A 22,421-nucleotide genomic window follows, 5' to 3' on the forward strand; every position below is an offset into this window, starting at 1 on the left:
ACATTCCTCTACCTCTTGCTACTTTTGCAACTGGTTGACCTACCTTTCTTTGTTCATTTGCCAGCTTAACAGCTTCCAATTTGAATTCTGCCGTATATTCTCTTGCCATTTCTAATCCTCCAAAATTTTATTTTACCTGAAAAAACTCCTTTCTTTCTCTCCACTTTTTCTGGGTAAGGTCAATTCGGAACTCTATTTCTTTTTTACGATCTTTACTTTTATTCTTATTGTTCATATAATATACCCTTCACTAATAATAAATTATTTTTAAATGTTTACTGTTATTTTCTTAGCAGTATTGGCATAAAGCCATAGCTTTTGGGTGAAGTCAAATCAAATTTTCAATTTTTTTTTGTTTATTTTTTTATGAAAAGGTAGAAGATATTAATAGCTGCTAATTTCTTTAAACGATGTTGTCGTAGATTCGTATTTTTATACACCAAAAAGGGTGTCTTTGATGTCTCCTACAGCTCCAAACTCATAGCATCCATTTGCCAGCCTTTTAAGGCGCTTTATAGAAGGGTTAATAAAAGATGTACAAAAGGACGTCTAAGGTGCGTAGTAGCATTCTAAAGCCATCTATGGGAGACATTTTTTTCATCAACGCATTCAAAACTTAAAAAAATAAAAAACTTGAACATTTCTTCAGAATTGTGTATAATTATTAATGCTTTTTAAGGTTCTTTCTTATGACTTTTTCTAAGTTTCTTGATCCCAAAAATGATGTATCGTTTAAGCGTATCTTCGGTACTGAAAAAAATAGAGATATCCTTATTCACTTCCTCAATGATATTCTTGGCTTTACTGGTAAAAATGAAATAAAGGATATAGAGTTTTTAAGTACTATTCAAGACCCCGATATCGCCGCTAAAAAGCAAAGTATTGTTGATGTTCTCTGTAGAGATTCTACAGGTGCTCAATACATTTGCGAAATGCAGGTCGCTAAAACTAAAGGCTTTGAAAAACGTGCCCAATACTATGCTGCTAAAGCTTACTCAAGGCAAGCTGATAAAGGTGACCAGTATCATAACCTTAAGGAAATTATCTTCATTGCTATAGCAGATTGTGTACTGTTTCCTAATAAATCTGAGTACAAATCAAAGCATACTATTCGAGATGAAGACACTAATGAGCATGATCTAAAAGATTTCTATTTTATATTTATTGAGTTGCCAAAATTTCCAAAGAATAAGGAAGATCAGTTGGAAAATATAGTTGAAAAATGGGTTTATTTTTTTCGATATGCAGATGAGACTAGTGAAGAAGAGCTGGAAAAAATAATAGGTAGTGATGTAATAATTAAAAAGGCCTATGAAGAGCTAAATAGATTCAACTGGTCAGAAAAAGAATTTATTGCCTATGAACAGGAAATAAAACGTATTCTTGATGAACAGGCTGTCCTCGCTCAAAAACTTGATGATGCTACTGAAAAAGGTAGAGAAGAAGGTAAAGAAGAAGGCATCCAAATCGGACATGAAAAAGGCAGAAAAGCAGAGAAAATCGAAGTGGCAAAGAACTCACTTAAGGCCGGTGTCTCTATTGATGTTATCGCTCAAATTACCGGCCTTTCGATAGATGAAATTCAAAAATTAAGGAATTAATACTTTACCTTGACCTCTAGCTTGAGTTAAATGACATTGAACAGAAGTATTATTTAGATAACTTTTAGGCTCCAAGCTTATTTGTTGTTCTTTTACGTCACTCACTTCTAATCTGCTTAACATTTGTTGCATTAATTGATTTATTACTGGGTCTATTCTTCTATTAAATTCAGCCATAAACTTATCAAACTTTTTCGGACTTAATCTACCGGGATCTCCGGGTTCTCTACCAGGCAATGCTTCCTCTGCGTATGATTTTAAAATCCCTGAAATTTCATTAAATTCACCACTCCTAATTTTTTCATTAATCTTCTCAAATAATTTCTCAAAATTAATATCTAAGCGGTGCATTTTTATACCACCTTTCGATTCAGCTTGCTTCTCTAATACTTCCTTGAACGACTTTATAATATCCGATGTGTAAAAAAGAGCCTTTACAGGATTAACATCAGAAAACTTAGGAAGAGGACACTTTTTATCTAGAAAAGCTTGTAACAAGAAAAACATCAAGCTAGCATTATTACTCGCACAAACTTCACGACTAAATTGGCTAGTATATTGGATATTTGGGTTTCTTACTGTATCAGAATAATTGGAGCTACTTCCTGCTGTACCAGAACGGCTAGAGCTATTTTCTGAAAATGAAGGCAACGCAGCCCTTAAAGGGGAAGAGATAAACTGAAAAACACCTTTAACAGCATCTATCCATGAAGACGGCTTACTTGCTCCGCTTGTAGCTCCTATTTTGTTATAGCCTATTTCGTCACTTTGCGATGAATTGTCTGATGCATTATCATAAGATAGATCACACTTAGCTTCTTTTGTAATACTATATTGTACATCACGCTTCTTGCGAGTAGATCCACAATCCTCAATTTTCCATTGACATGGACTATCTTTGCCCCTGGCCTCCAAGTAAATACTCTCCTTCTATCCCTATCATGGCTAAGATAATCACTAGCAGGATATAAATACTCATTAAAATAAGTGCTTTTTATATATATGTTGTTACCTTCAGGTTCAAATTTCCATTGACATGAACTATCTTTGCCCCCTGGCCTCCAAGTAAATACTCTCCTTCTATCCCTATCATGGCTAAGATAATCACTAGCAGGATATAAATACTCATTACTATAGTAAACACTTTTAATACATACCTCCGATGAAAATACTGCATTCTTTACTGACTCTGGTAATTCTCCTTTTATCCTTTCAAGCTCAGATTTTTTTTCCGAATGAACATTATGGTAATTACTCATCTCCATAATTCTTTTTACATAACGGGCTAACCTAAACTCCGCATTTTCTACACCTTTAACTTCAATACTAGCTCCAATATTGAGAAGATTTGTAACTTCAATAACATTCCCACTTTCTACAGCAGCAAATAAAAGTCTATCATACTCACTTTGCTTTTGTCCTAAAAAGTTTACTACTTCTGTTTTACCAAGGTCATTTGCTACATCTAAAGGTTTTCCACCATCCTTATTTTTAGCTCCAATGTTAGCCCCCTTATCTATAAGAAATCTAATTATCTCTAAATGACCTCCTTCAGCAGCCCTATGCAAAGATGTGTAACCATCACTATCTCTAGCTTCAATATTAGCCCCTTTCTCAAGAAGTTCTCTAACGTCACTAAGGCGTCCTGCTCCTGCAGCACTAACTAATAAATCATCATTGTTTAAAGTCATTTGTCCCTCCACATTTATAAAAACTTACCTAACTTAACTAAGCAATCACACTATAACAAGCCACTCTTACCCTGAGCTTTTTTCTTTCCTCAAGCAACACAGAAAGGACCATCTTCCCTCAAACAAGAATTCTGGAATGCCCTCACATAACATAGCCCGCTCACAAAAGTAAAATTACCTTAGCCATCACACACTTACATACCATAAAAAATTAGTAATCTAATGTATTTCAGGAATAGTACTCCACTTTTAAAACTTGTCAACCCCTAATTTAAAATTTTTTTGAAATAATTTTTGATGAAAATTTTTAATGAATTACTATTAATTTAATATTAAATATTACTAAGAACCTAAATAATACAACCACTTTCAGCAATAAAAACCAGCTAGCATGAGAAGATTTTTTTGGAAATCGATTGGTCTTGCAAATGTGCTTAAAATCTTCGTTTCAAGCCCTGGATGTAAATTTATTTGCCTTTTTTTGACTATTTGGGGTTCCTTCTCTATCTCTTGGTGTTAAAAGTTCAAATGAATCTGCACTTGTACGTAAAGCCTTTGCATTTCTCCCATTTTTTCTATTATTTTCTTCACTTTCAGCCAATAAGTGGTTTTCTATTTCACCTTTTTATATCAATTTATTACTTTCTTTTTGATTTGACACACTTTTTTGAACATCTCTATTGTGGAACAAACTTTCTCTTGGTTCTCCAATTTAGACACATGAGCAAAGATTGTGAGCTTTCTCCTCTTACTTCAAAAACCAATATCTTCTTTAATATGATTACTTCTATGTACTTACTAAATTAGGCTACTTAATCCCTTAGACAGGTTCTGAACATACCTTTGCTGAGCTTTCAAAGCTCTTTATAGAGGTAGGTGATTCTAATGTTCCAGGTACGTCATCATAATCAGATAGTTGCGTAGAAATTGAATTCGTCCTAATACCCTGAGATGTACCTTCTTGAAAATGAAGTAATTTATTTTCCAACTTATCTCTTGCTTCTCTAAAACTGTCCAATTTTTTTTGCAAGCTAACACTTTCTTCTTTATACTTTGAAAGTGTTAAATCGATAAAATGATTACACAACACTATTAGACCTGTAGCACTAGAAAATAACAACAAGAGAGGATGAATGGTAACACCTGGCATATCTCCACTTCTTGCATCATGAAAATTTTTATACATATTAAGACAAGAGCCAAAAGCTGCAGAGCATACAAAAGCAAGTTTTGTTCTGCACAGGAAATACTCGACTTGCGCTAATTTTTCATTGCAATGTGCTAATTCTTTACGCAAATCATCAATTTTATCACTATAGTACCTAATAAACAATTGTTTTGTTTCTTCATTATTAACATATTTCCATGCTCTATAAGATCTTCCATCTATGAGCTCAACGTTTACATGCTCTGATTTTAGAAGCGCACTAATTGCGTTACTACTTCTAGAACGCACAGCTTCATGTAGAGGTGTGTAATCGCTTTTAACATCTTTCCTTCTGTTAATATTTTCATAAGTTAAATACTTGAAAAGAGCCGAAATACATTCTGGGTCATTACCTTCAATAGCCAGAGTAATTGCATCTTTTCCGTCTTTATCCTTAGAATTAATAACTTTAGAAAGCGGCTTTTCATTTTCTTGCTTACCTTCAAAATACTTGCACTCATACACCTTATTCGAACGATATGGCTCCTTAAGAATACACAAAAGTTCTTTTACAAGATCAACCTGATTTTCTTTAATAACCACATGCAAAAGTGTGTTTTGATTTTCCTCATCTTGTAACAGTAAAACATCATACAAATAAGCATTTTCATGTAGATAACTAATCTCTTTATTGAAACGTGTTTTATCTATACCTTCTCTTCCTCCTTTACAGATACTGAAGAGTCGTAAACTACCTTCCAAAGCATTGTGATCAATTGCAGAGGCACGTTGCCTTCTGTATAAAATTGGCGCTCCTTCTACGCAAACACTTCCGAAGTAACGAGCAATAGGGGAATGGATACATGCATTTAAAAAATTAGTAAGAGGGTTACAAGTGTTCACACCATTCCTACCTTCAAGCAGTCTAACTACATCTAATTTATTATACGAATCAGCATAATATAAAGGATCCCGATCATAACAGTCCTTAGCATCAATTATAGCATCACATTCAAGAAGAAGTTTAGCTACATCTAAATGACCTTCCCTAGCAGCATAATGTAAAGGTGTTCTAGCTTTTTCATCCATGGCCTCAACTTTAGCACCTTGGCTTATAAGAAAGCTAACCATACCCTCTCTATTGTAGTAAGCAGCATAGTGTAGAGGAGCTATACCCAAACGGTCTTTAGCATTAATTATAGAATCATGGTCAAGAAGAAGTTTAGCTGCATCTAAATGACCTTCCCCAGCAGCATAATGCAAAGGTGTTTTATCTTCTTCATCCATGGCCTCAACTTTAGCATCTCGGCTTATAAGAAAGCTAACCACATCCTCTCTATTGTAGCAAGCAGCATAGTGTAGAGGAGTCATACCAAAACGGTCTTCAGCATCAATTATAGCACCACGGTCAAGAAGAAGTTCAGCTACATCTAAATGACCTTTCCCAGCAGCATAATGTAAAGGTGTTTTAGCTTCTTTATCCACGGCCTCAATTTTGGCATCTTGTTTTATAAGAAAGCTAACCATATTTTTTCTATTGTGGTAAGCAGCATAGTGTAGAGGAGCCATACCAAAACAGTCTTCAGCATCAATCATAGTACCACGGCCAAGAAGAAGTTCAGCTACATCTGAATGACCTTCCCTAGCAGCATAATGTAAAGGTGTTTTTCTACTATCATCTTGAACGTTAACCTTAGCATTTCTACTGAGAAGAAGTTTAAGGACATACAAATTACCCTTACAAGAAGCTACACACAAAGGCGTTTGATTGTTTATACCTTTAGCCTCAATATTAGCACCTCCATCAAGAAAATCACTAACCTTTCTAATATCTTTTCTTTCTATAGCAGAAAATAAATATTTATCTAGCTTTGCTCTCAAAAAGTTTGCTACTTCTGTGTTACCAAGCTCATTTACTATGCGTAAAGGTGTCTTAAGCTAAAATGCTGGCACCTTGATCAACAAGAAATCTAACCATATCGTATTGACCTGCACTAACAGCATAGTGTAGAGGTGTCCAATTTTGGTCACATCTAATGTCAATATCAGCACCAATACTAAGAAGAAGTTGAGCTACATTTACACTATTTTTACAGGCAGCCCAGGACAGCAAAGGCAACTTATCTAAAAGTTCACGATTAACATTATATTTATCAATATGTTGATCAATATATTCCTCCAACCGTTTAAAGTCGTCATTTTCTATAGCATGCGTAAAATCCGTTGTAAGGCTCGTTTGATCTTTCATAAACTATATAAAAAAAACTATTTTCCTACTCAGTACAATACTCCATTTTTAAAACTTATCAACCCCTATTTAGAAATTTTTTATGGAATAATTTTTGATGAAAGTCTTTAATATATTGCTACTAATTTAGCAATATATACTGTTAAAAACCTAAACAATATAACCATTTCCAGCACCCAAAACCAGCAAGCGTGAGAACAATTTTTCTTGGAATCGGTTGGTCTAGCAAAAATTACATTACTAATTCCAAGAAAGCGGAGCATTTGGATCATCTGGAATTTCATAAAAAGGCAGCCTATCAATTAACAGACTTTCTTCATCTCTACTAAGATCTCTTGTTACAATATTGCAAAAATCTCTATTGCTCCCAAAATTAGCTGTTACTGCAGTCCTTAAATCTTGATTTCCTGCCACAGCTTCCTGAAAGCTGCTGTTATTGGCAAGATGAGTTTCCAGCACAGGTTTTGCGTCATTACCAAATTTGTTTTTCACATTCAGAATAGCTTGTCCCAATTTATTTGTGTTGCTACTAATTAATTTTTCTGCCACTCCTTCCTGCAAAATACGACTACCTGCTAAGATCTCTCTATTTTCATTATCCTTCACAACCGCTTTCCCTATTTCATCTACCTTGGTATTCAAAAGGTGCTGAGTTACGTTATTGACTAACGTCTTCGACTCATCTATATTATCGCCTAAGCCACTTGCATTAAACAAATATTCAGCTAATTTTTCAGGGCTAACCTTCCCTTCAGTAATTCTTTTTGCTTCACCTTTCTCTATACTGCCAGCATTAAATAACAACTCAGCTAACCTAGAAGTGCCGACATTTTTTATTATATCTTCAATAAAGCTCTTTTGATCCCACTGATAATTCTCTGCTAGTGCATTCTTAGCATCGTTAAATACTAGTTCAGAAATCTTATACGAGCTAACTTTATCTTCGGCAATCTTTTTGGCTGCAAGTTGATCTAAGTTACTTTTATTAAAAAGCAACTCAGCGAGTTTTATTGGATCAGCTTTATTTATAAAATCCTGCGAATTAAGATTTATTTTATTAGCAACATGAGTAGCAAGATTTTGACCAGTGCTATCAGTTATATCAAGTACTGTTTTTCCCAATATATCTTTATTTTCATCAGTAAGTAGCTGTACAGCGACTTCCTCAATTGATGGGCTTTTTCCATCTCTACCTGCCGGACCTTGAGGACCATCTGCACCTTTTGATCCCTGCACCCCCTTGTCTCCTAAAAAAGCTTTTGCTATCTTACCATCATAAGCATTTTCGTTATCAGCAGTTTGATCAAGAAATCTGCCTAATTTCTCCACTAAAATTGATTTCTTTTTCCCATCTCCTATATCCTCTGTTGCATCAAGTATTTTTTTCGTGAATTCTAAAATTTTTATATTAGAGCCATCAGCTTTAGCAAAATTACCCTTTTCTGCCAAAAAATCTTTTGCTGTTTTATTATCACCATATATTTCATATTTTTCATCAAGAAGCTTCCCTAATGTATTAACTAAAATTGAAGTTGCATCGGGTTCATGTTTATAAAATAATTCACTTGCTAATCTCTTGATTCCATCACTGTCACGAGAAATAAATCCTCTATCTGTATCTTCCTTAGTATATACATTTTCAACATCAACCTTTTTATTTAATCCTTCATCTACTTCTTCCTTAGTATATACATTTTCAACATCAACCTTTTTATTTAATCCTTCATCTACTTCTTTCTTAGTATATACATTTTCAACATCAACCTTTTTATTTAATCCTTCATCTACTTCTTCCTTAGTATATACATTTTTAACATCAGCCTTTTTATCTAGGTAAGCAGGCAGAACATCTCGCCTAGAAAATGTACTCTCTAGTATCAAGTTAGAGATTCTATCACCCTTATCAAAATCTTTTGCATAAAATATCGCCTCCACTATGGACTTTTCTGCTAACTTCTCTTCAAGTACTGTATGTTCATCATTGTTAGTACTTTTCATATCAAGTAGACTTTTAAAAGCTGCCGCTAAACCTTCTACTTTATGGCTTATTTCATCTTGACCATTTTGTTTATATTTTAATTCCAGACTACCATTGCTTGCATCTAAAGTATACTTATTACCTTTCTCATCGCTCAAGGTTATAATTTTAACATTTTCCAAATTTGATATTGATGTGCCGTGATTATCTTTAAACTCTACATTAGGTGTCATATCACTTCATATTAATTAAAACGAAAGGATACGCAAAAAAATATATTTTTTTATTAATACATGATGCAAAAAGAGCTTTATTCTATTTTAAATATAGAATTGCAATGAATTTTCCTTTTATTTCCAAATAAACTAATTTTCACTCTTTAACATTAATTACCACTAACTCAAATAACACAACCATTTCCAGCACTCAAAACCAAGGGTCGTGAGAAGAGTTTGTTTTGGGATGGATTGGACTACCAAATGACACGTGTGAACTTTTCTTTATAATAATTTTACTATATTGCAAAACCAGCCATTTTAGCCTATTTTTGTCTTATTTACATATGAACTAATTCGCTTAGCTTTGTTGCAAAAATTTCAAGCTTCTATTTTCACAACGCCGCTTTTGTTTAAATTGTTCTCACAAACGTACGTACTATCTTTATGTTTTTTGAAAAAGTCAATAATTAGATTTTTTGTGGTGCTAATAGGCTTACATTTTTATTGAAAATATTTTTTAAAAAAGTGGTTGACTTATAGTTTGAATATCTTATGATGGCGCTAGTATAGGTATATTTATTATGTAATGCTTGTATGTTACATGGTAGCATTAATATAGAGGGTAAAATGGATTTTAATCAGTATGTCAAAGATGACGCTTTAGCATTATCTCACACCACAATAAATACAAGCGAATTGGTAAGCTTTTTACGGAGTAACACATACATTACAAAGCTTTCTTTACGGCATTGCAATATTGATGACGAAGGTGCAGAGGCCTTAGCTGACGGTAATCTTTCAAATCTTACTTCACTTAACTTAAGTGATAACAAAATTGGTGACAGAGGTGCAGAGGCCTTAGCTGACGGTAATCTTTCAAATCTTACTTTACTTAACTTAAGTGGTAACAATATTGGTAACAGAGGTGCAGAGGCCTTAGCTGACGGTAATCTTTTAAATCTTACTTCACTTGACTTACAGTTTAACAAAATTGATGACAGAGGTGCAAAGGCCTTAGCTGACGGTAATCTTTCAAATCTTACTTTACTTAACTTAGATGGTAAAAATATTGGTGGCCAAGGTCCAAATGCCTTAGTAGAGGTCTTAGCTAACGATAAGCCTTTAGATCTTACTTTACTTAACTCAGATGGTAACAATATTAGTAACGATGTAAAGGACTTAGTTAACGTACCAAGAAATAGACAGGGATGGACTTCTTTACATTGGGCTGTTAAAAATGGCAATATAGGTAAAATAAATGCTCTAATAAAAGGAGGAGAAAATATTAATGCAAAAGATGAACAGGGATGGACTCCTTTACATTTGGCTGCTACCAAAAGTTATACAAAGGTAGTAAATGCTCTAATATACGGGAATGATATTCATGCTAGAGAAACCAGAAGTGACAAACCTATGCATATTAAAGTATACAAAAATATTATAGAGTTTCTCCTAAACAAACGATTAAACATTAAAGTAGTAAAAGCTCTAATAAACGGAGGTGCAAATATTGATGAAAAAGATAGTGAGGGAATGACTCCTTTACATTGGGCTGTTAAAGTTGGTCGTACAAAGGTAGTAGAAGTTCTAATAAAAGAAAAAGCAAATGTCAATGCAAAAGATAATGAGGAAATGACTCCTTTACATTGGGCTGCTCTAACTGGTCGTACAAGTGCAGTAAGAGCTCTAATAAAAGAAAAAGCAGGTATTGATAAAAAAGATAAACATGGAAAGACTCCTTTACATTATGCTGCTAGCATAGGGGTAGTAAAAGCTCTAATAAACGGAGGTGCAGATATTGATGAAAAAGATAGTGAGGAAATGACTCCCTTACATTGGGCTGTTAAAGTTGGTCGTACAAAGGTAGTAGAAGTTCTAATAAAAGAAAAAGCAAATGTCAATGCAAAAGATATTGAGGGAATGACTCCCTTACATTGGGCTGTTAAAGTTGGTTGTACAAAGGTAGTAGAAGTTCTAATAAAAGAAAAAGCAAATGTCAATGCAAAAGATATTGAGGGAATGACTCCCTTACATTGGGCTGTTATAAATGGCAATACAGATGCAATAAATGCTCTAATAGACAGAGGTGCAGTTATTAATGCAAAAGATAATAAGGAAAGGACTCCTTTACATTATGCTGCTAGCATAAGGGTAGTAAATGCTCTAATAGACGGAGGTGCAGAGATTAATGCAACAGATAGATGGGAAAGGACTCCTTTACATTATGCTGCTAGCATAAGGGTAGTAAATGCTCTAATAGACAGAGGTGCAGAGATTAATGCAACAGATAGATGGGAAAGGACTCCTTTACATTATGCTGCTAGCATAAGGGTAGCAAATGCTCTAATAGACGGAGGTGCAGAGATTAATGCAAAAGATAATGAGGAAATGACTCCTTTACGTTTGGCTGCTATAATTGGTCATGAAGGTGTAATTGAAGTTCGAATCCAGAAAACATTAATACAAGATTTTAGCACACAAAAACCAGATTACTTGACGAGTGCATTTTCTACTTATTGGGATAGATGCCTAGATGAAGTAAAAAGAATGAAAGAAGAGAAGATTGATAAAGTTATAACATTTTACGATATTCTAATAAGCAAGAACAATAAATTAGCATCTCATATAAATGAAGATGTGAAAAAAGTATTAGAAGAAGAGGGTAACTATAAAAGTAAATTTCCTATTTATGCCGATAAAATAGAAGGTCAATTCAAAATAGGAAAGCAGAGACGGGATGCTTTAGATGTAGGCGAGATGGTTACTACACATTTTGATGGTTTTATACGGGAAGAGTGTCCATTCAATTTGAAGATCGCTGAATATTTAAGTAATAAAGATATAAAAAACTTGAGAAAAGCAGCAATCCAAACTATTGATGATAACAATGGTGCAGCATCCTTGGCTAATGATTTTGCTTATCTTAACTTAGGTAATAGCGAGATTAGTGAAGAAGTCTTAGAAAACCAAAACATGGCAGGAGAAATGGGAGCTCAGTTTAATGATCAGCCAAGCAGTGAGTTAAGTGAAGTGCAGCAAATATCGCATGGCCAGTTACTAAGCTCTTTACATTCTGACGATAGTGATATTGAAGTAATCAGCAGACCGTAATGTCGTTAATCTGGCAGGCATAGCTAATTAACAAGCAGAAGCATAGCAGGCTCAGAGGTCAATGTCAGTGAAGTTTGTGGGAGTAAAAAATACGAAAGTTAGAAAAATTATGCTTGCATTAGTTTTTATTCGTACTATGTATTGTAACAAGGCAGAAGTAAACGAAACAATCAAAAAAGCCAGAGAAGGGCAATGGTTTTAATGTGGTTAGCTAAGGGGCTTTTATTATGGTATTCGTTTATATAATGTTAGGTGTGCTCTTTATTGTTATTCTCGATAGTTCATTAAATTCTTAATAAATAAGGTAAAAAGCTCCATAAGCTCAAGTTAAGGAGAAATGGCGGAAGTGTGGAGAAAGGTAATCTTTAATTAATGATCTAAGGATTTTTCTAAATAAATTATCCCGTTTTGACGATTATGATTTTTTGAATATACCCTTTTACGTTGGATTCAGAGGAGACTCAACAATTGGTTGTTCTGTGTCCTCTACTTTTTCGATTTTCGTACTTGGTTTCAGCACATTATGCAACGCAAAGCTCAGACACACCAATCCAGCTATTCCCACAACCACTGCTACTACAGGCATTTTCATGATATACAATGCAGCACTGCTTGCCAATAATATTGCACCAACAACACTACCAATTATGATTGCTTGCCTTTGTTGCGTTAACTGTTTGTTTTTTTCGTCTACATCATTGCCAGATCTACTATCAAAACACGGTTCGGAGGTTGGCTCTACAGTAGTTTCTATTTGCGCTTTTTCGCTACTTTCACATATAGGTTGAAGATCTTCACTATTTATATTACATAATTTAGTGTCAGTTTCTGTAGCTTTATCAACTGTATTGGTTTGCTTTTTTATTTCAACTTTAACTTCCTCAACATCTGCCGGCATCTCCATATCAGCTCCTTTTGCGGTAGTGGTACCTTTTTTATTTCTAAGCTTTTCAGCAATATCTTTCCATATTTTTTTCGGTGTTCTCATAATGTTTTTCTCCTATTGTTTTTATAAATTAAGATCATAAAATTTCTCCAATTGCTCACTCCACAGCATCGGTATTTCTCTCAAATCAACCAACCTCAAACTACTTGGCTGCCTCCCATTTACTATGTCTTCCTTAATTTTTGGAGCTAAATAATTTAATCTTAAAATTTGTTGTATACGTCTTGTACCTATATTAATTTTAACGCTCAGCTCCTTCACACTTCTATATTTTCCTTCCTCTAGTTGCCGTTTCCACAGATGGGCTCTTACCACTGCTTTCAGTAGCGCATTGTTTGTTTTTCCTTCTGGTTCCACTACTGTGCATTTGTTTCCTTTCTTCTTCAAATTCATTGCTATAAATGTCTTCTCTGACTCAGAATGTACCTCTATTCCATCTTCTTTTACCATTACTCCCTTTATTAACTTTTTCACCATTTCTTTCTGTTTTCCAAAACTTAAATTTTCCCATTCTTCCACTTTTTCTTCCAAACTTTCATATAGGCGTTCGGCTCTTTTCATTACTTCTTTTTCTACTTCTCCGGCTATTACATTTCGGTTTCCTGATTCACAATCCTTTCCCCTCAAATGATTATTGCACACGTAATATCGGTACCTTTTATTTTCTTTTTTTGAGTATGTCAGCGTCATGTTTACTTTGCAGCATCTGCATCTTATCATCCCCTTTAGTAGCGCCTCTTCATATTTTTTGCCTCGATATGGCTGATTCTTTATTAATTCCTGTGCCTTTTGCCATTTTTCTTTTTCTATTATTGCCTCATGCTTTCCTTTATACTGCTTCTCATAATGCCGTATTTTTCCCATATATATCGGATTTGTTATTATTCTCCTCACTGTGGCCTTTTTAAAGATATCTGATTTTGCTTTCGTTCGATATCCTTCTTTATTTAACTCCCTTGCCAATTCTGCCATTGACTTCAGCTCCATATACCTCTCAAATATATGCTTTATTACTTTTGCTTCTTTTTCATTTATTATTAATTCTTTATCTTTTACGTCATACCCTAGCGGCACATTCCCTCCCATCCATAGACCCTCTTCCTTCGATGTTGCTATTTTATTTTTTACTCTCTCTACTATCATTTCTCTTTCTAGTTGCGCTGCTCCTGATAACACTGTTTGCACAAATTTTCCCATTGGTGTGTTGTTATCAAATATTTGCGTCACTGCTACAAAACTTATCCGGTGCCTTCTAAAAAATGACGTTACTTCTATGCAGTCCTTTGTTTCTCTTGATAACCTATCTAGCGTATACACTACCACACAGTCCACTTCTCCGGCTTTTACATCTTCAAACAATCCCTTTATCGCTGGTCTTTCTAAATTTTTTCCTGAATAGCCTCCATCATCATACCTTTTGGCTAATGCTACCCACCCTTCTCGGCTTTTTATATATTTTTCACATGCTACTCGCTGTGCATCAAGACTATTAAACTTCTGCTCTAGCCCGTCTTCATTTGATTTTCTCGTATATATCGCACACCTTACCTCTTTTAGCATTTTCTCCCCCTCAACTTACCTTTTTATCACGCATCCCAAATAATAAAGGACCGTTGTAGCTCATTCCCATTATTTTTCCGGCTACCGCTGATAATGACGTATAAAACTCTTCTCGGTAGATCAAACCTGTATTTGTTACCATTACAACGTGGACTTCTTCTCCTCTCTCTAATATTAACTCTGTTCCCTCTACTGGCAGTTTGTCACTACTTATTCTTTTTCCCTTCTCTAGTCGATCTGCTAGATATTCTAGTCTTTTTGCCCCTTTTCTTGATATTTCTCCATACGCTTTCTCCTGTAACCTATATGCTAACCTCGGTATCAGGTATTTCTTTGAGTGTCTAGGTGCTTCTTCCTCAAATACCTTCTTCCATATTTTTTTCAGTTCTGCTAGTGGTTTTTTCTCTAAGCATTTTACCTCTTTTTCTACTTTTTTTTCCATATGATCACCTTTTCAAACACAGCCCTTCTGAATTTTTAAACGCTATAGCACTTTCTCATCCACAGTTTCTAGCTCTTCCTTTGCCGCTATCACACCTGCTGTCGTACTTTCCGATACAACCCTTATTCTTTCTATAAACTCTCTCTGTTTATTTGCCATTTTTACGTTCTCTAACACTTCTATTATCTCTTTATTATTTCTCGCATAATCCATTGGGGTTTTGCCATATTTATCCTTTTGCTCTACATTTGCTCCCGCTTTTACTAGTTCTTCTACTATTTTTACCTCACTGACCATGCATGCCAGGTGTAACGCGGCAAATTTGCTACTACGTTCCACTACGTTTACCTCTACTCCCGCCTTTATCAGCTCTTTTATATTTTCTAGACGTTGCCCCATCACTGCTAGGTGTAGTGGTCTATATTTCCCGGCATCTGCTGCATCTAAATCTGCTCCTTTTTCGATTAATAACCTCACTTTTTTTGGATCTAGCATCCCTACTGCATAATGTAATATCGTCCTTCCTTTTGTGTCTTTTTTATTAATATTTTCTATTGGGTTATCTAATACTTCTTTCCACGACTTATTAAATTCTTCTCTTTCTTTCTTACTAAATTTTACCATAAGTTCCTCAGCTATTAATACAATATAAAGTGGCTCCAATTTGGCTCACTTTAGCGCTTAGCAAATCTTGTTTGTTTACTAGCTACTTTTTCACTTAGGGCTGTTTTGGCATAAAAAGCAAGTTTTTTTTTACAAAATATACACATTTTTTCAGCATATTATATTAAGATATAAATCTATATATTTAATCTGTTAAATAATAGCAATTCCTCTCCTGCTGTTGCCAGCTTTTCTCTTCTATTTTTTCCATATATTTAGCCTCTTATTTCCTCACAAAAAGTCTGCAAACATCTACAGCCCTTTCCTCCACATCATTTAGCTTCTTTCCACCATTTACCACCTGCTTTTCCGATACCTTACTTATTTTTTCCATTAACTCCCTCTGTTTATTCACTATTTTTCCTCCTTTTTTCTTTAATACCTCCCTTGTCTCTTCATCACTTGCGTAATACATTGGGCTAAATCCTGATATACTTACCCGGTTTATTTCTGCCCCTGCTTTTATTAACTCTTCTACTATCTTTTTTCCACCTACCATACATGCTAGATGTAGTGCCGTATTTCCATCTTCTTCGGTTGCGTTTATCTCTGCTCTGGCTTCTATTAATTCTTTTACGTTTTCCAGACGCATTCCAAGCGCTGCTGAGTGCAGTGGTGTATAACCTTCGTTATCTCTTGCATCTACATCTGCTCCTTCCCATATCAGCCAGTTTACTTTTTTTCTCGTCGACATTTTTGCTGCTCGGTGCAACATTGTTTCACCGTTTTCATTTTTTCTATTTATATGCTTTTTAGACAATTTGCCTGCAAGCAACTCTTGAAATAATTCATTAAAATCATCCCTTTCTTCTTGACTAATCCACATGATGTACCTCACTATAAAACTTCCTAACTTCTAGCGTTTGGTAAATCTTTTTTGTTTACCTACACCTACCTAATTTATAGCTGTTTTGGCATGGAAAAGCAACTTCTTTTTTTCAAAAAACACACATTTTTACCGAATGTTAATGTAGTGTATGAAGATATAAGTATATATATTTAACTCATTAAACATATGACCTGTTTTTCTTCCCAACTTCTGTTCAAATGACGATGTTCGTGCCACGTTAGTACACCTGGGTAAAACACTAAAATGTAATTTTCCGGTTCATGTATTGAATCCTTTTGCTCTGAATTTAAATCGCTTTCAAAATGAACATTGTGTTCTGCTAAACCAAATCTTATAACTTTTTGGTTGGTAAAATCTTCTACCTTGTAGTGGTGAGTAACGCTAAACCTTTCTAAAATTGGCTTGTATTTTAAATTCCACAGTTGTTCAGATAGTTTGCTACTTCCCAATAAAAATTTATCCCCTTCTTCTTCTGTACTCGTAACCGGAAAACATGCGTTTATTTCTCCTAAACTCCAACTGTCCGATAATACTATCTGCGCTTTAGCAAACTTAATTGCCGGTAGTAAGCTCTGTGGTAGCGGATATAGCGCTTTGAAGTTATACCACAAATGATTTCTTTCATAGATGCCTCTGTAATTCTTCATGTGGGGCTCGGTTTCTCCAAGGATTGCTACATCTAGGCGATATATATCATTGCTTAATGCTTGCTCATAATGAACTCGAAAAGTACCAAACTTAAAAGTTGGATTTAAGATTTTTAGCTCAAATGAGTTCTTCCGACCAAATGATAACACTGGTCCATCTTTTTCGATCTTTGTACCAGAGTAGTCTGATAATAAGCTGCCAAAAAAGCTTTCATCTAAAATAAATCTTCCAATATTATAGTGGTCATTGAAAAGCCTCATTAGCCTCGATCTTGCTGGCAATGATAGTTTTGCTAGTTCTACTACTGCATCCACGAAGAAGTCGTTCGGAACATCTTTTATCCCTATCTGTAATTCAAAAAAATGTTTTCCTGGAGGTTCCTCAATGATCGTAATATCTTCTATATCTGCCCATTTTAATGCTATTTTCAGTGACGCTGGTGTTCCTCTTAAACGCTGAAATTCTACCCCTTCTTTTATCGCTCTTCTTTTCTCTTTTGCCCAATGCAGAATCTCTTCTAGACCATATTCCTCTACTATCCATGGCAATATTTCATCTTTAGGATTAAACTTAAATCCTCTTATCCTGCTTGGATCTACTTTGTAATCGATTGCATCAACCAGCGCTTTTTCTTGCTTTGTTGCGTTTGGTGGTAATAGCATTAATTCAACTCAACATTTAAACTTCTTAAGGCAGCACACTCATTTCCCAGTACCACAACGTCCTCTCTTGGCTCGATTAATTCCACGTTTTCTACTCCTTCTACGAACAAATTAGCTATAATCCACGATCTTGTTACACTCCATCCTAATCTTTTCGTTGTTTCAAATTTTTCTGTAAATTTCTTCTTCACCGTTTCAATAATATCTGGTCTTTTAATACTAATTCTGCTGTGGATATTTATTTCAATAATATTGCAACCAACTACTGTTATCGTATCTGTTAATACCCTTATATCATCCCTGGTGACTTGCTTTCCTACAATATCCAGTAGTTCTTCAGATGCTATGCCATTTGTGGATAACTCCGTGGATAAAATCGAGATCTCTACACTCCCTGGCACTTTTGATTCAACCAGCGCATCCTTTACTCTTCTATCTGCTGAGAGTGCTTGAAACCTATAATGCTCTTTACTTCCTCCAGTGCTTGAGCCAACTATTCTTGCCTTGATTCTTTTTCTAAATCGTTCGTCATCTTCTTCTTTTTCCCTTTCTACACCATAAAACTCAGCTAAATTATCTAGGTCTTCTCCTCCTGCAAACTTCAGTAAATTACTTCTTACCGCTTCATTTATTCTTTGTCTCAGCAAAAGCTCTCTACAGGCTGCTACTTCTAATACCTTCATCGCTGGGTCACTTTCTACTAATGCCGTAAAACTTTCATCACGACTTACTAATTCTTCCTTCATCCGAGAAAAAATCTCTTCAAAGTTCAGTGGTTCGATAATATTTGGCTGCTCCATCTTTATACTACAATTCCTTCAAAATGAATATTTTTCCCATTTGGTAGATAAATCCCATCCAAAGAAATTGTGACTTTCCCTTCTTTTACTTCTGTGATTTTTACCTTTTCGAGTTTGAACCTTGTTTCCCACTTTTGTAGTGCTTTCGCTGTTGCCGCATAAATTTCTAACGTAAAATCTCTATTTATTGGCCGATCAATTAACTCAAATAACCTTGAGCCATACTCCCTCCTCATTATTCTGCTGCCTATCGGCGTGGTTAATATATCAATAATTGATTGCTTTAAATGTTCTATTCCTTCAAGCTCTTTTCCCGTTTTATTGCTCATCCCACGCATTTTTAGCTCGCAAATACATTTTTGCTAATACTCATTACATGAAAACCACACGATGCCAAGTCACCGGTTCTTGTTATGCCAATATCATTAACAAATACGCTGTTTGATCCCTGAGTTAGTTTCTCCCCTAGAGTTAAGATATCTCCTTTTCGACACACAGATCTCCCTTTCTTAAAAACATCACTACTTCCACTCATACAAACATGTGCCGGTATTCCACTGCAATAATCCCCTACACAAACGATTGCTTTACCCATATGCTAGTTTAGATCTATTCTTTTTGCTTTGAGTTTTATTCCTTTTTTTGTCATCTCTATGCTTGATTCTCCTACTTTCAACGTTATTTTATCTACTACATCTATCTTAAGATGGTGCTTTTCTTGGTCATATGATAACTTTGTCCCATCTTGAAATTTTACACTATTTATTTCCTTTTTATTCTCTGGAGGCGGATATTTCTCCTGATATATTGCTGGTAATACTACCCCCAAAGATAATTCCCCAAATGGCGATAATACTATTACTTGCTCATCAATATTCGGCGCAAACCAACTTCTATCTTCTCCTGCTCTTGCCGTTATCCACGGAAGCCAATCCGTTAAAAATTCTCCTACTTTGACCCTTACTCTTGCCTTTTCATAATCTACTTCTTTAATAAGCCCAATACGGATAATATTCGCTAACTTCCTATTTAGCTCTGCAATCGCAAAATTATGGTCTAACATGTGCTTTACCTATTTCGATAACATGTGGCGTAACTCCGCCTGAAAATATTGACTTGCCTACATGGATTTCATGCACCCATTCAACCATCCACACTAGATATGCATCTAATTCTGGCCTAAAATCATCCCCTCCTGCTGATATAAATTCACCTGCTGAAACATTTTCCACGTCCCAAGTATTCTTATTCACTACCCTTGTAATTTCCGCTGCCAGTGACCTTACAACCACCGAGGAATCCTCGACTGTTCCATCAACTATCACTCTTGCCTCAAATCTTGCTCTTAGTGCTAATTCCTCTGTTCCCGGATCTTTCCCTGGTTCTAAACTTGCAAGCTCTACAAACACTGCTGGCGCTATTATTTCCCGACGTACCGTTCTATACACTTCACATGTCTGTATTGCTGGTATCTCTTCCCTGAGCTTATTACAGATTGCCTGATGTAAATTTCCCCAGAACATTATTTCATATAACTCATTTGCTGATCAAAATACTTCTCAAATACTCTTTCTACTTCATTATCAACTAACTCTTTCATTGTTTCCCGAGCTTGCGTGTTTATTTTAATTTCATCTATTGGCAAAGACGTGGTATACCTTCTTTTGAATATTCCTATATGACCATTTTTCATTGTTGCTATAAATGCTCCTTCATATGTACGGCTTCCTACTTTTGCTCCTATCTTTGTCTGTTTTATACTCCCAAGTTTTGCTACTCCTATCCACTGCGAACTGAGCTTTACTATCGACCATAAACGCTTTCTATTTGCTTTATCCACACTTAACTTTTTTCTCATTGCTTTTTTTGGTATTTGTTTTTCTTCGCTAACTTGTTTAACAGTTTGCGATCTTACCCATAGTGCTGTTTTGTTTAATGCCCTCACCGTCGCTTTTTCCACTTTCGCTTTCTCTGCATCTATGCTTTGCATTATGCTACCGGTGACTTCGATATTAATACGCATCTATACCCCCACTGCTTGTATTTTCCATACCATTCCCGAATTATCCCTGAGTGGTGGTGTGTGTACTCTGTATCTACAACTACCTATGGAAAAAGTATCTCTTACTACTGGCTGCAATATATCAAAGACACTCACCTCCAAAATCAACATCTCCCCTACAAATTGTCCTTCACCAATCTCGTATAATTTATCTGGCTGTTGTTTTAATATTTGCACCATATATGACTTATCCTTTGACTCATACAACGCTTGCTCTCCTAGATGTGCAAAACAATCTGCAAATAATCTTTTAATATCTCTAAACATAATTTTTTAGTTGCTTTTTATTCTTTAGTTGATATAATGCTTCCTGTTCGGGGTATTAAAAACAATCTGTTTACCTCACCTGTTATGCAGCAAGTTTTACAAGTATACCTGGGCGGTGGCACATTGGTAGAGGGTTTGATTGGGTATGAAGGTCAGTCCCTCTATCAAATCTTCTTGGCTCTTGTTTTGCATACAATGGCTGACCAAGGGTATTCACCGTCTCATTAAAGTCCGCTGGCGCAAAGTAAGTAGTAAATGTGCTTGCTGTACCAAGTGGAAAACAGTGTCCTGTGTCTTTTTCTATAAACCTTCTCACATTTCCTTCAGGGTCGGTTGCTTGCCCTCTGTACTCCTCAAATGTTATTCCACAGAACGTAAATCCTGATCTCATGTCATTCCTTAATGCTGCTCCTTCTTGCCATCTCTCGTATGCTTCTTTTACTTTAGCGTGGGAAGTTAAAGCATCGAAAAACTCAGGACTTACCAGCGCATGAATTCCGGTCATATATTCACCACTTAAGTTGTCCTCAACATGGCGCAATACTTCCAGACATTTTCTTTTTACATCTGTCGTTGCTGTTCCCAATGCGAAATTTACCACTTTTGGCGTAATTTCAAATTCGTTATACAGATTTAATAACTCTGACCCATCTGCATCAAGAATGATTCCCTTCAACGCCCCCATCCGCAAATGTTCTAACGTTATCGCGTGCTTGTTTCTCATCAATTCCAGATGATCTGTTACCACGTTAGCCAACGCTTTCAGTTCATTCTCTGACCCAAATGCCCTTATCCCTTGCACTTCCTCAGGTAACACTACGTCATCATGGGGAATATGCGGAATTGTGAATGTTCTTACTTTTCGTTTTCCACGTTTTCCCACTGTTGCTGGTGCTCCCGGAACTTGCGTTGGTAATAAACTCAATACTCCGTTTTGCTCTTCTATCGTAATATGTCGAAATCTTACCGATCTACTTGGAAATAAATTTAAGCTTTCTGTTCGACCATAATTTATCGGCAATATGTTTATTGCTTTAGTTAATTCCGTCATACTAAATGCTGGATTTGTAAATGGATTTTGCATGTTTTTCCCCTATAGTGTTTTAAGTTGGTTTTGCTCTTCAGTTGAGCAGTTTTAAACTCCCTTACGAATGATGATGCCCCGTGCTTCAAGTTGCTTGATTGCTGCAGCTTTTTGCTCTTCAGTGATATTTGTTGGCCACACAACCGCATGATCAGCTAGCATTGCTATACGAGTAATGATTACTGCTTTGGTGGTTTCCGTTGCGTTTACATCGCTTGTTATCACACCTATTGCTGTTTGCGTGCCATCTGTAGCCGCTAAGTTTATAATTTTAATTAGATCATCTTTATCACGACCAACAACCGCACCAAGTTTAAGGTTTTGCCCCTTTGCTACTGTTATTTGGTCTCTTGAATATAGGTTTGATGCCTCATACTTTAATAGGTCACCAAGGTTATTTTGTTCAGTTATACAACTCATAAATGTTTCTCCTATGATTGTTG

General features: G+C 35.4%; 23 protein-coding genes and 1 pseudogene. 3 read left to right on the top strand and 21 right to left on the bottom strand.

Annotated elements, in window-relative coordinates:
- The first annotated feature begins 689 nt into the window (after nt 1-689).
- Nucleotides 690-1,601, top strand: a complete 912-nt coding sequence (locus INQ25_RS02085; protein WP_015589128.1) for an Rpn family recombination-promoting nuclease/putative transposase — start codon at nt 690-692, stop codon at nt 1,599-1,601.
- Here the strand turns inward: INQ25_RS02085 and INQ25_RS02090 are convergent.
- From INQ25_RS02090 to INQ25_RS02115, 6 genes and pseudogenes are all read right to left on the bottom strand, one after another.
- Nucleotides 1,590-2,429 (bottom strand): hypothetical protein, encoded by an 840-nt coding sequence (locus INQ25_RS02090; RefSeq protein WP_343231079.1) that lies wholly within the window; start codon nt 2,427-2,429, stop codon nt 1,590-1,592. The genes INQ25_RS02085 and INQ25_RS02090 overlap by 12 nt on opposite strands.
- On the bottom strand, nt 2,357-3,292 hold the full coding sequence (locus INQ25_RS06710; RefSeq protein ID WP_343231078.1) for an ankyrin repeat domain-containing protein: 936 nt from the start codon (nt 3,290-3,292) through the stop codon (nt 2,357-2,359). The genes INQ25_RS02090 and INQ25_RS06710 overlap by 73 nt, the downstream gene beginning before the upstream one ends.
- Nucleotides 3,293-3,697: 405 nt before the next feature.
- Nucleotides 3,698-3,917: pseudogene (locus INQ25_RS02100) on the bottom strand (transposase); the annotation flags it as partial.
- A 195-nt stretch (nt 3,918-4,112) separates the two neighbouring features.
- Nucleotides 4,113-6,320 (bottom strand): ankyrin repeat domain-containing protein, encoded by a 2,208-nt coding sequence (locus INQ25_RS02105; RefSeq protein ID WP_213862955.1) that lies wholly within the window; start codon nt 6,318-6,320, stop codon nt 4,113-4,115.
- A gap of 52 nt (nt 6,321-6,372) precedes the next feature.
- Complete coding sequence (locus INQ25_RS02110; protein WP_213862956.1) at nt 6,373-6,687, bottom strand: ankyrin repeat domain-containing protein; 315 nt, start codon at nt 6,685-6,687, stop codon at nt 6,373-6,375.
- Nucleotides 6,688-6,927: 240 nt separating this feature from the next.
- Nucleotides 6,928-8,898 (bottom strand): hypothetical protein, encoded by a 1,971-nt coding sequence (locus INQ25_RS02115; RefSeq protein WP_213862957.1) that lies wholly within the window; start codon nt 8,896-8,898, stop codon nt 6,928-6,930.
- Between the two features lie 612 nt (nt 8,899-9,510).
- Here INQ25_RS02115 and INQ25_RS02120 point away from each other — a divergent pair.
- Both INQ25_RS02120 and INQ25_RS02125 read left to right on the top strand, forming a co-directional pair.
- On the top strand, nt 9,511-11,994 hold the full coding sequence (locus tag INQ25_RS02120; protein ID WP_213862958.1) for an ankyrin repeat domain-containing protein: 2,484 nt from the start codon (nt 9,511-9,513) through the stop codon (nt 11,992-11,994).
- A 61-nt stretch (nt 11,995-12,055) separates the two neighbouring features.
- A complete protein-coding gene (locus INQ25_RS02125; protein ID WP_213862959.1) occupies nt 12,056-12,196 on the top strand; it encodes a hypothetical protein in 141 nt (46 codons plus the stop codon).
- A 237-nt stretch (nt 12,197-12,433) separates the two neighbouring features.
- Here the strand turns inward: INQ25_RS02125 and INQ25_RS02130 are convergent, their stop codons facing one another.
- From INQ25_RS02130 to INQ25_RS02200, 15 genes are all read right to left on the bottom strand, one after another.
- Entirely contained in the window at nt 12,434-12,982 is a 549-nt protein-coding gene (locus tag INQ25_RS02130) for a hypothetical protein (protein ID WP_213862960.1), read from the bottom strand.
- A gap of 21 nt (nt 12,983-13,003) precedes the next feature.
- Nucleotides 13,004-14,500 carry a recombinase family protein gene (locus INQ25_RS02135; protein ID WP_213862961.1) on the bottom strand — a complete coding sequence of 499 codons (1,497 nt, stop codon included), beginning with the start codon at nt 14,498-14,500 and terminating at the stop codon, nt 13,004-13,006.
- A 10-nt stretch (nt 14,501-14,510) separates the two neighbouring features.
- A complete protein-coding gene (locus INQ25_RS02140; RefSeq protein WP_197907394.1) occupies nt 14,511-14,942 on the bottom strand; it encodes a DUF2924 domain-containing protein in 432 nt (143 codons plus the stop codon).
- A 42-nt stretch (nt 14,943-14,984) separates the two neighbouring features.
- Nucleotides 14,985-15,566 (bottom strand): ankyrin repeat domain-containing protein, encoded by a 582-nt coding sequence (locus INQ25_RS02145; RefSeq protein WP_213862962.1) that lies wholly within the window; start codon nt 15,564-15,566, stop codon nt 14,985-14,987.
- A 262-nt stretch (nt 15,567-15,828) separates the two neighbouring features.
- Nucleotides 15,829-16,431, bottom strand: coding sequence for an ankyrin repeat domain-containing protein (locus INQ25_RS02150; RefSeq protein ID WP_213862963.1), 603 nt, complete (start codon nt 16,429-16,431; stop codon nt 15,829-15,831).
- A 173-nt stretch (nt 16,432-16,604) separates the two neighbouring features.
- Entirely contained in the window at nt 16,605-17,765 is a 1,161-nt protein-coding gene (locus INQ25_RS02155; RefSeq protein WP_213862964.1) for a phage tail protein, read from the bottom strand.
- Nucleotides 17,765-18,565: a baseplate assembly protein gene (locus tag INQ25_RS02160; protein ID WP_213862965.1), complete on the bottom strand. Its 801-nt coding sequence runs from the start codon at nt 18,563-18,565 to the stop codon at nt 17,765-17,767. Before INQ25_RS02160 ends, INQ25_RS02155 begins: the two co-directional genes overlap by 1 nt.
- 2 nt (nt 18,566-18,567) lie before the next feature.
- A complete protein-coding gene (locus INQ25_RS02165) occupies nt 18,568-18,903 on the bottom strand; it encodes a GPW/gp25 family protein (RefSeq protein ID WP_213862966.1) in 336 nt (111 codons plus the stop codon).
- Between the two features lie 2 nt (nt 18,904-18,905).
- Nucleotides 18,906-19,160: a PAAR domain-containing protein gene (locus INQ25_RS02170; RefSeq protein ID WP_213862967.1), complete on the bottom strand. Its 255-nt coding sequence runs from the start codon at nt 19,158-19,160 to the stop codon at nt 18,906-18,908.
- Between the two features lie 3 nt (nt 19,161-19,163).
- Nucleotides 19,164-19,628, bottom strand: coding sequence for a phage baseplate assembly protein V (locus INQ25_RS02175; RefSeq protein ID WP_213862968.1), 465 nt, complete (start codon nt 19,626-19,628; stop codon nt 19,164-19,166).
- A complete protein-coding gene (locus INQ25_RS02180; protein WP_174515620.1) occupies nt 19,615-20,088 on the bottom strand; it encodes a hypothetical protein in 474 nt (157 codons plus the stop codon). Before INQ25_RS02180 ends, INQ25_RS02175 begins: the two co-directional genes overlap by 14 nt.
- Complete coding sequence (locus INQ25_RS02185; protein ID WP_213862969.1) at nt 20,088-20,588, bottom strand: phage tail protein; 501 nt, start codon at nt 20,586-20,588, stop codon at nt 20,088-20,090. Before INQ25_RS02185 ends, INQ25_RS02180 begins: the two co-directional genes overlap by 1 nt.
- The gene (locus tag INQ25_RS02190; RefSeq protein ID WP_213862970.1) at nt 20,589-20,894 is read right to left on the bottom strand and encodes a head-tail joining protein; all 306 of its coding nucleotides are present in this window, start codon (nt 20,892-20,894) and stop codon (nt 20,589-20,591) included. It lies immediately after the preceding gene.
- An 82-nt stretch (nt 20,895-20,976) separates the two neighbouring features.
- Nucleotides 20,977-21,978: a major capsid protein gene (locus INQ25_RS02195; protein ID WP_213862971.1), complete on the bottom strand. Its 1,002-nt coding sequence runs from the start codon at nt 21,976-21,978 to the stop codon at nt 20,977-20,979.
- Between the two features lie 51 nt (nt 21,979-22,029).
- Nucleotides 22,030-22,398, bottom strand: coding sequence for a head decoration protein (locus INQ25_RS02200; protein ID WP_213862972.1), 369 nt, complete (start codon nt 22,396-22,398; stop codon nt 22,030-22,032).
- Nucleotides 22,399-22,421: the final 23 nt, after the last annotated feature.

The sequence above is a fragment of the Wolbachia endosymbiont of Rhagoletis cerasi genome (assembly GCF_018454475.1).
GTDB classification, from domain to species: Bacteria; Pseudomonadota; Alphaproteobacteria; order Rickettsiales; family Anaplasmataceae; genus Wolbachia; species Wolbachia pipientis.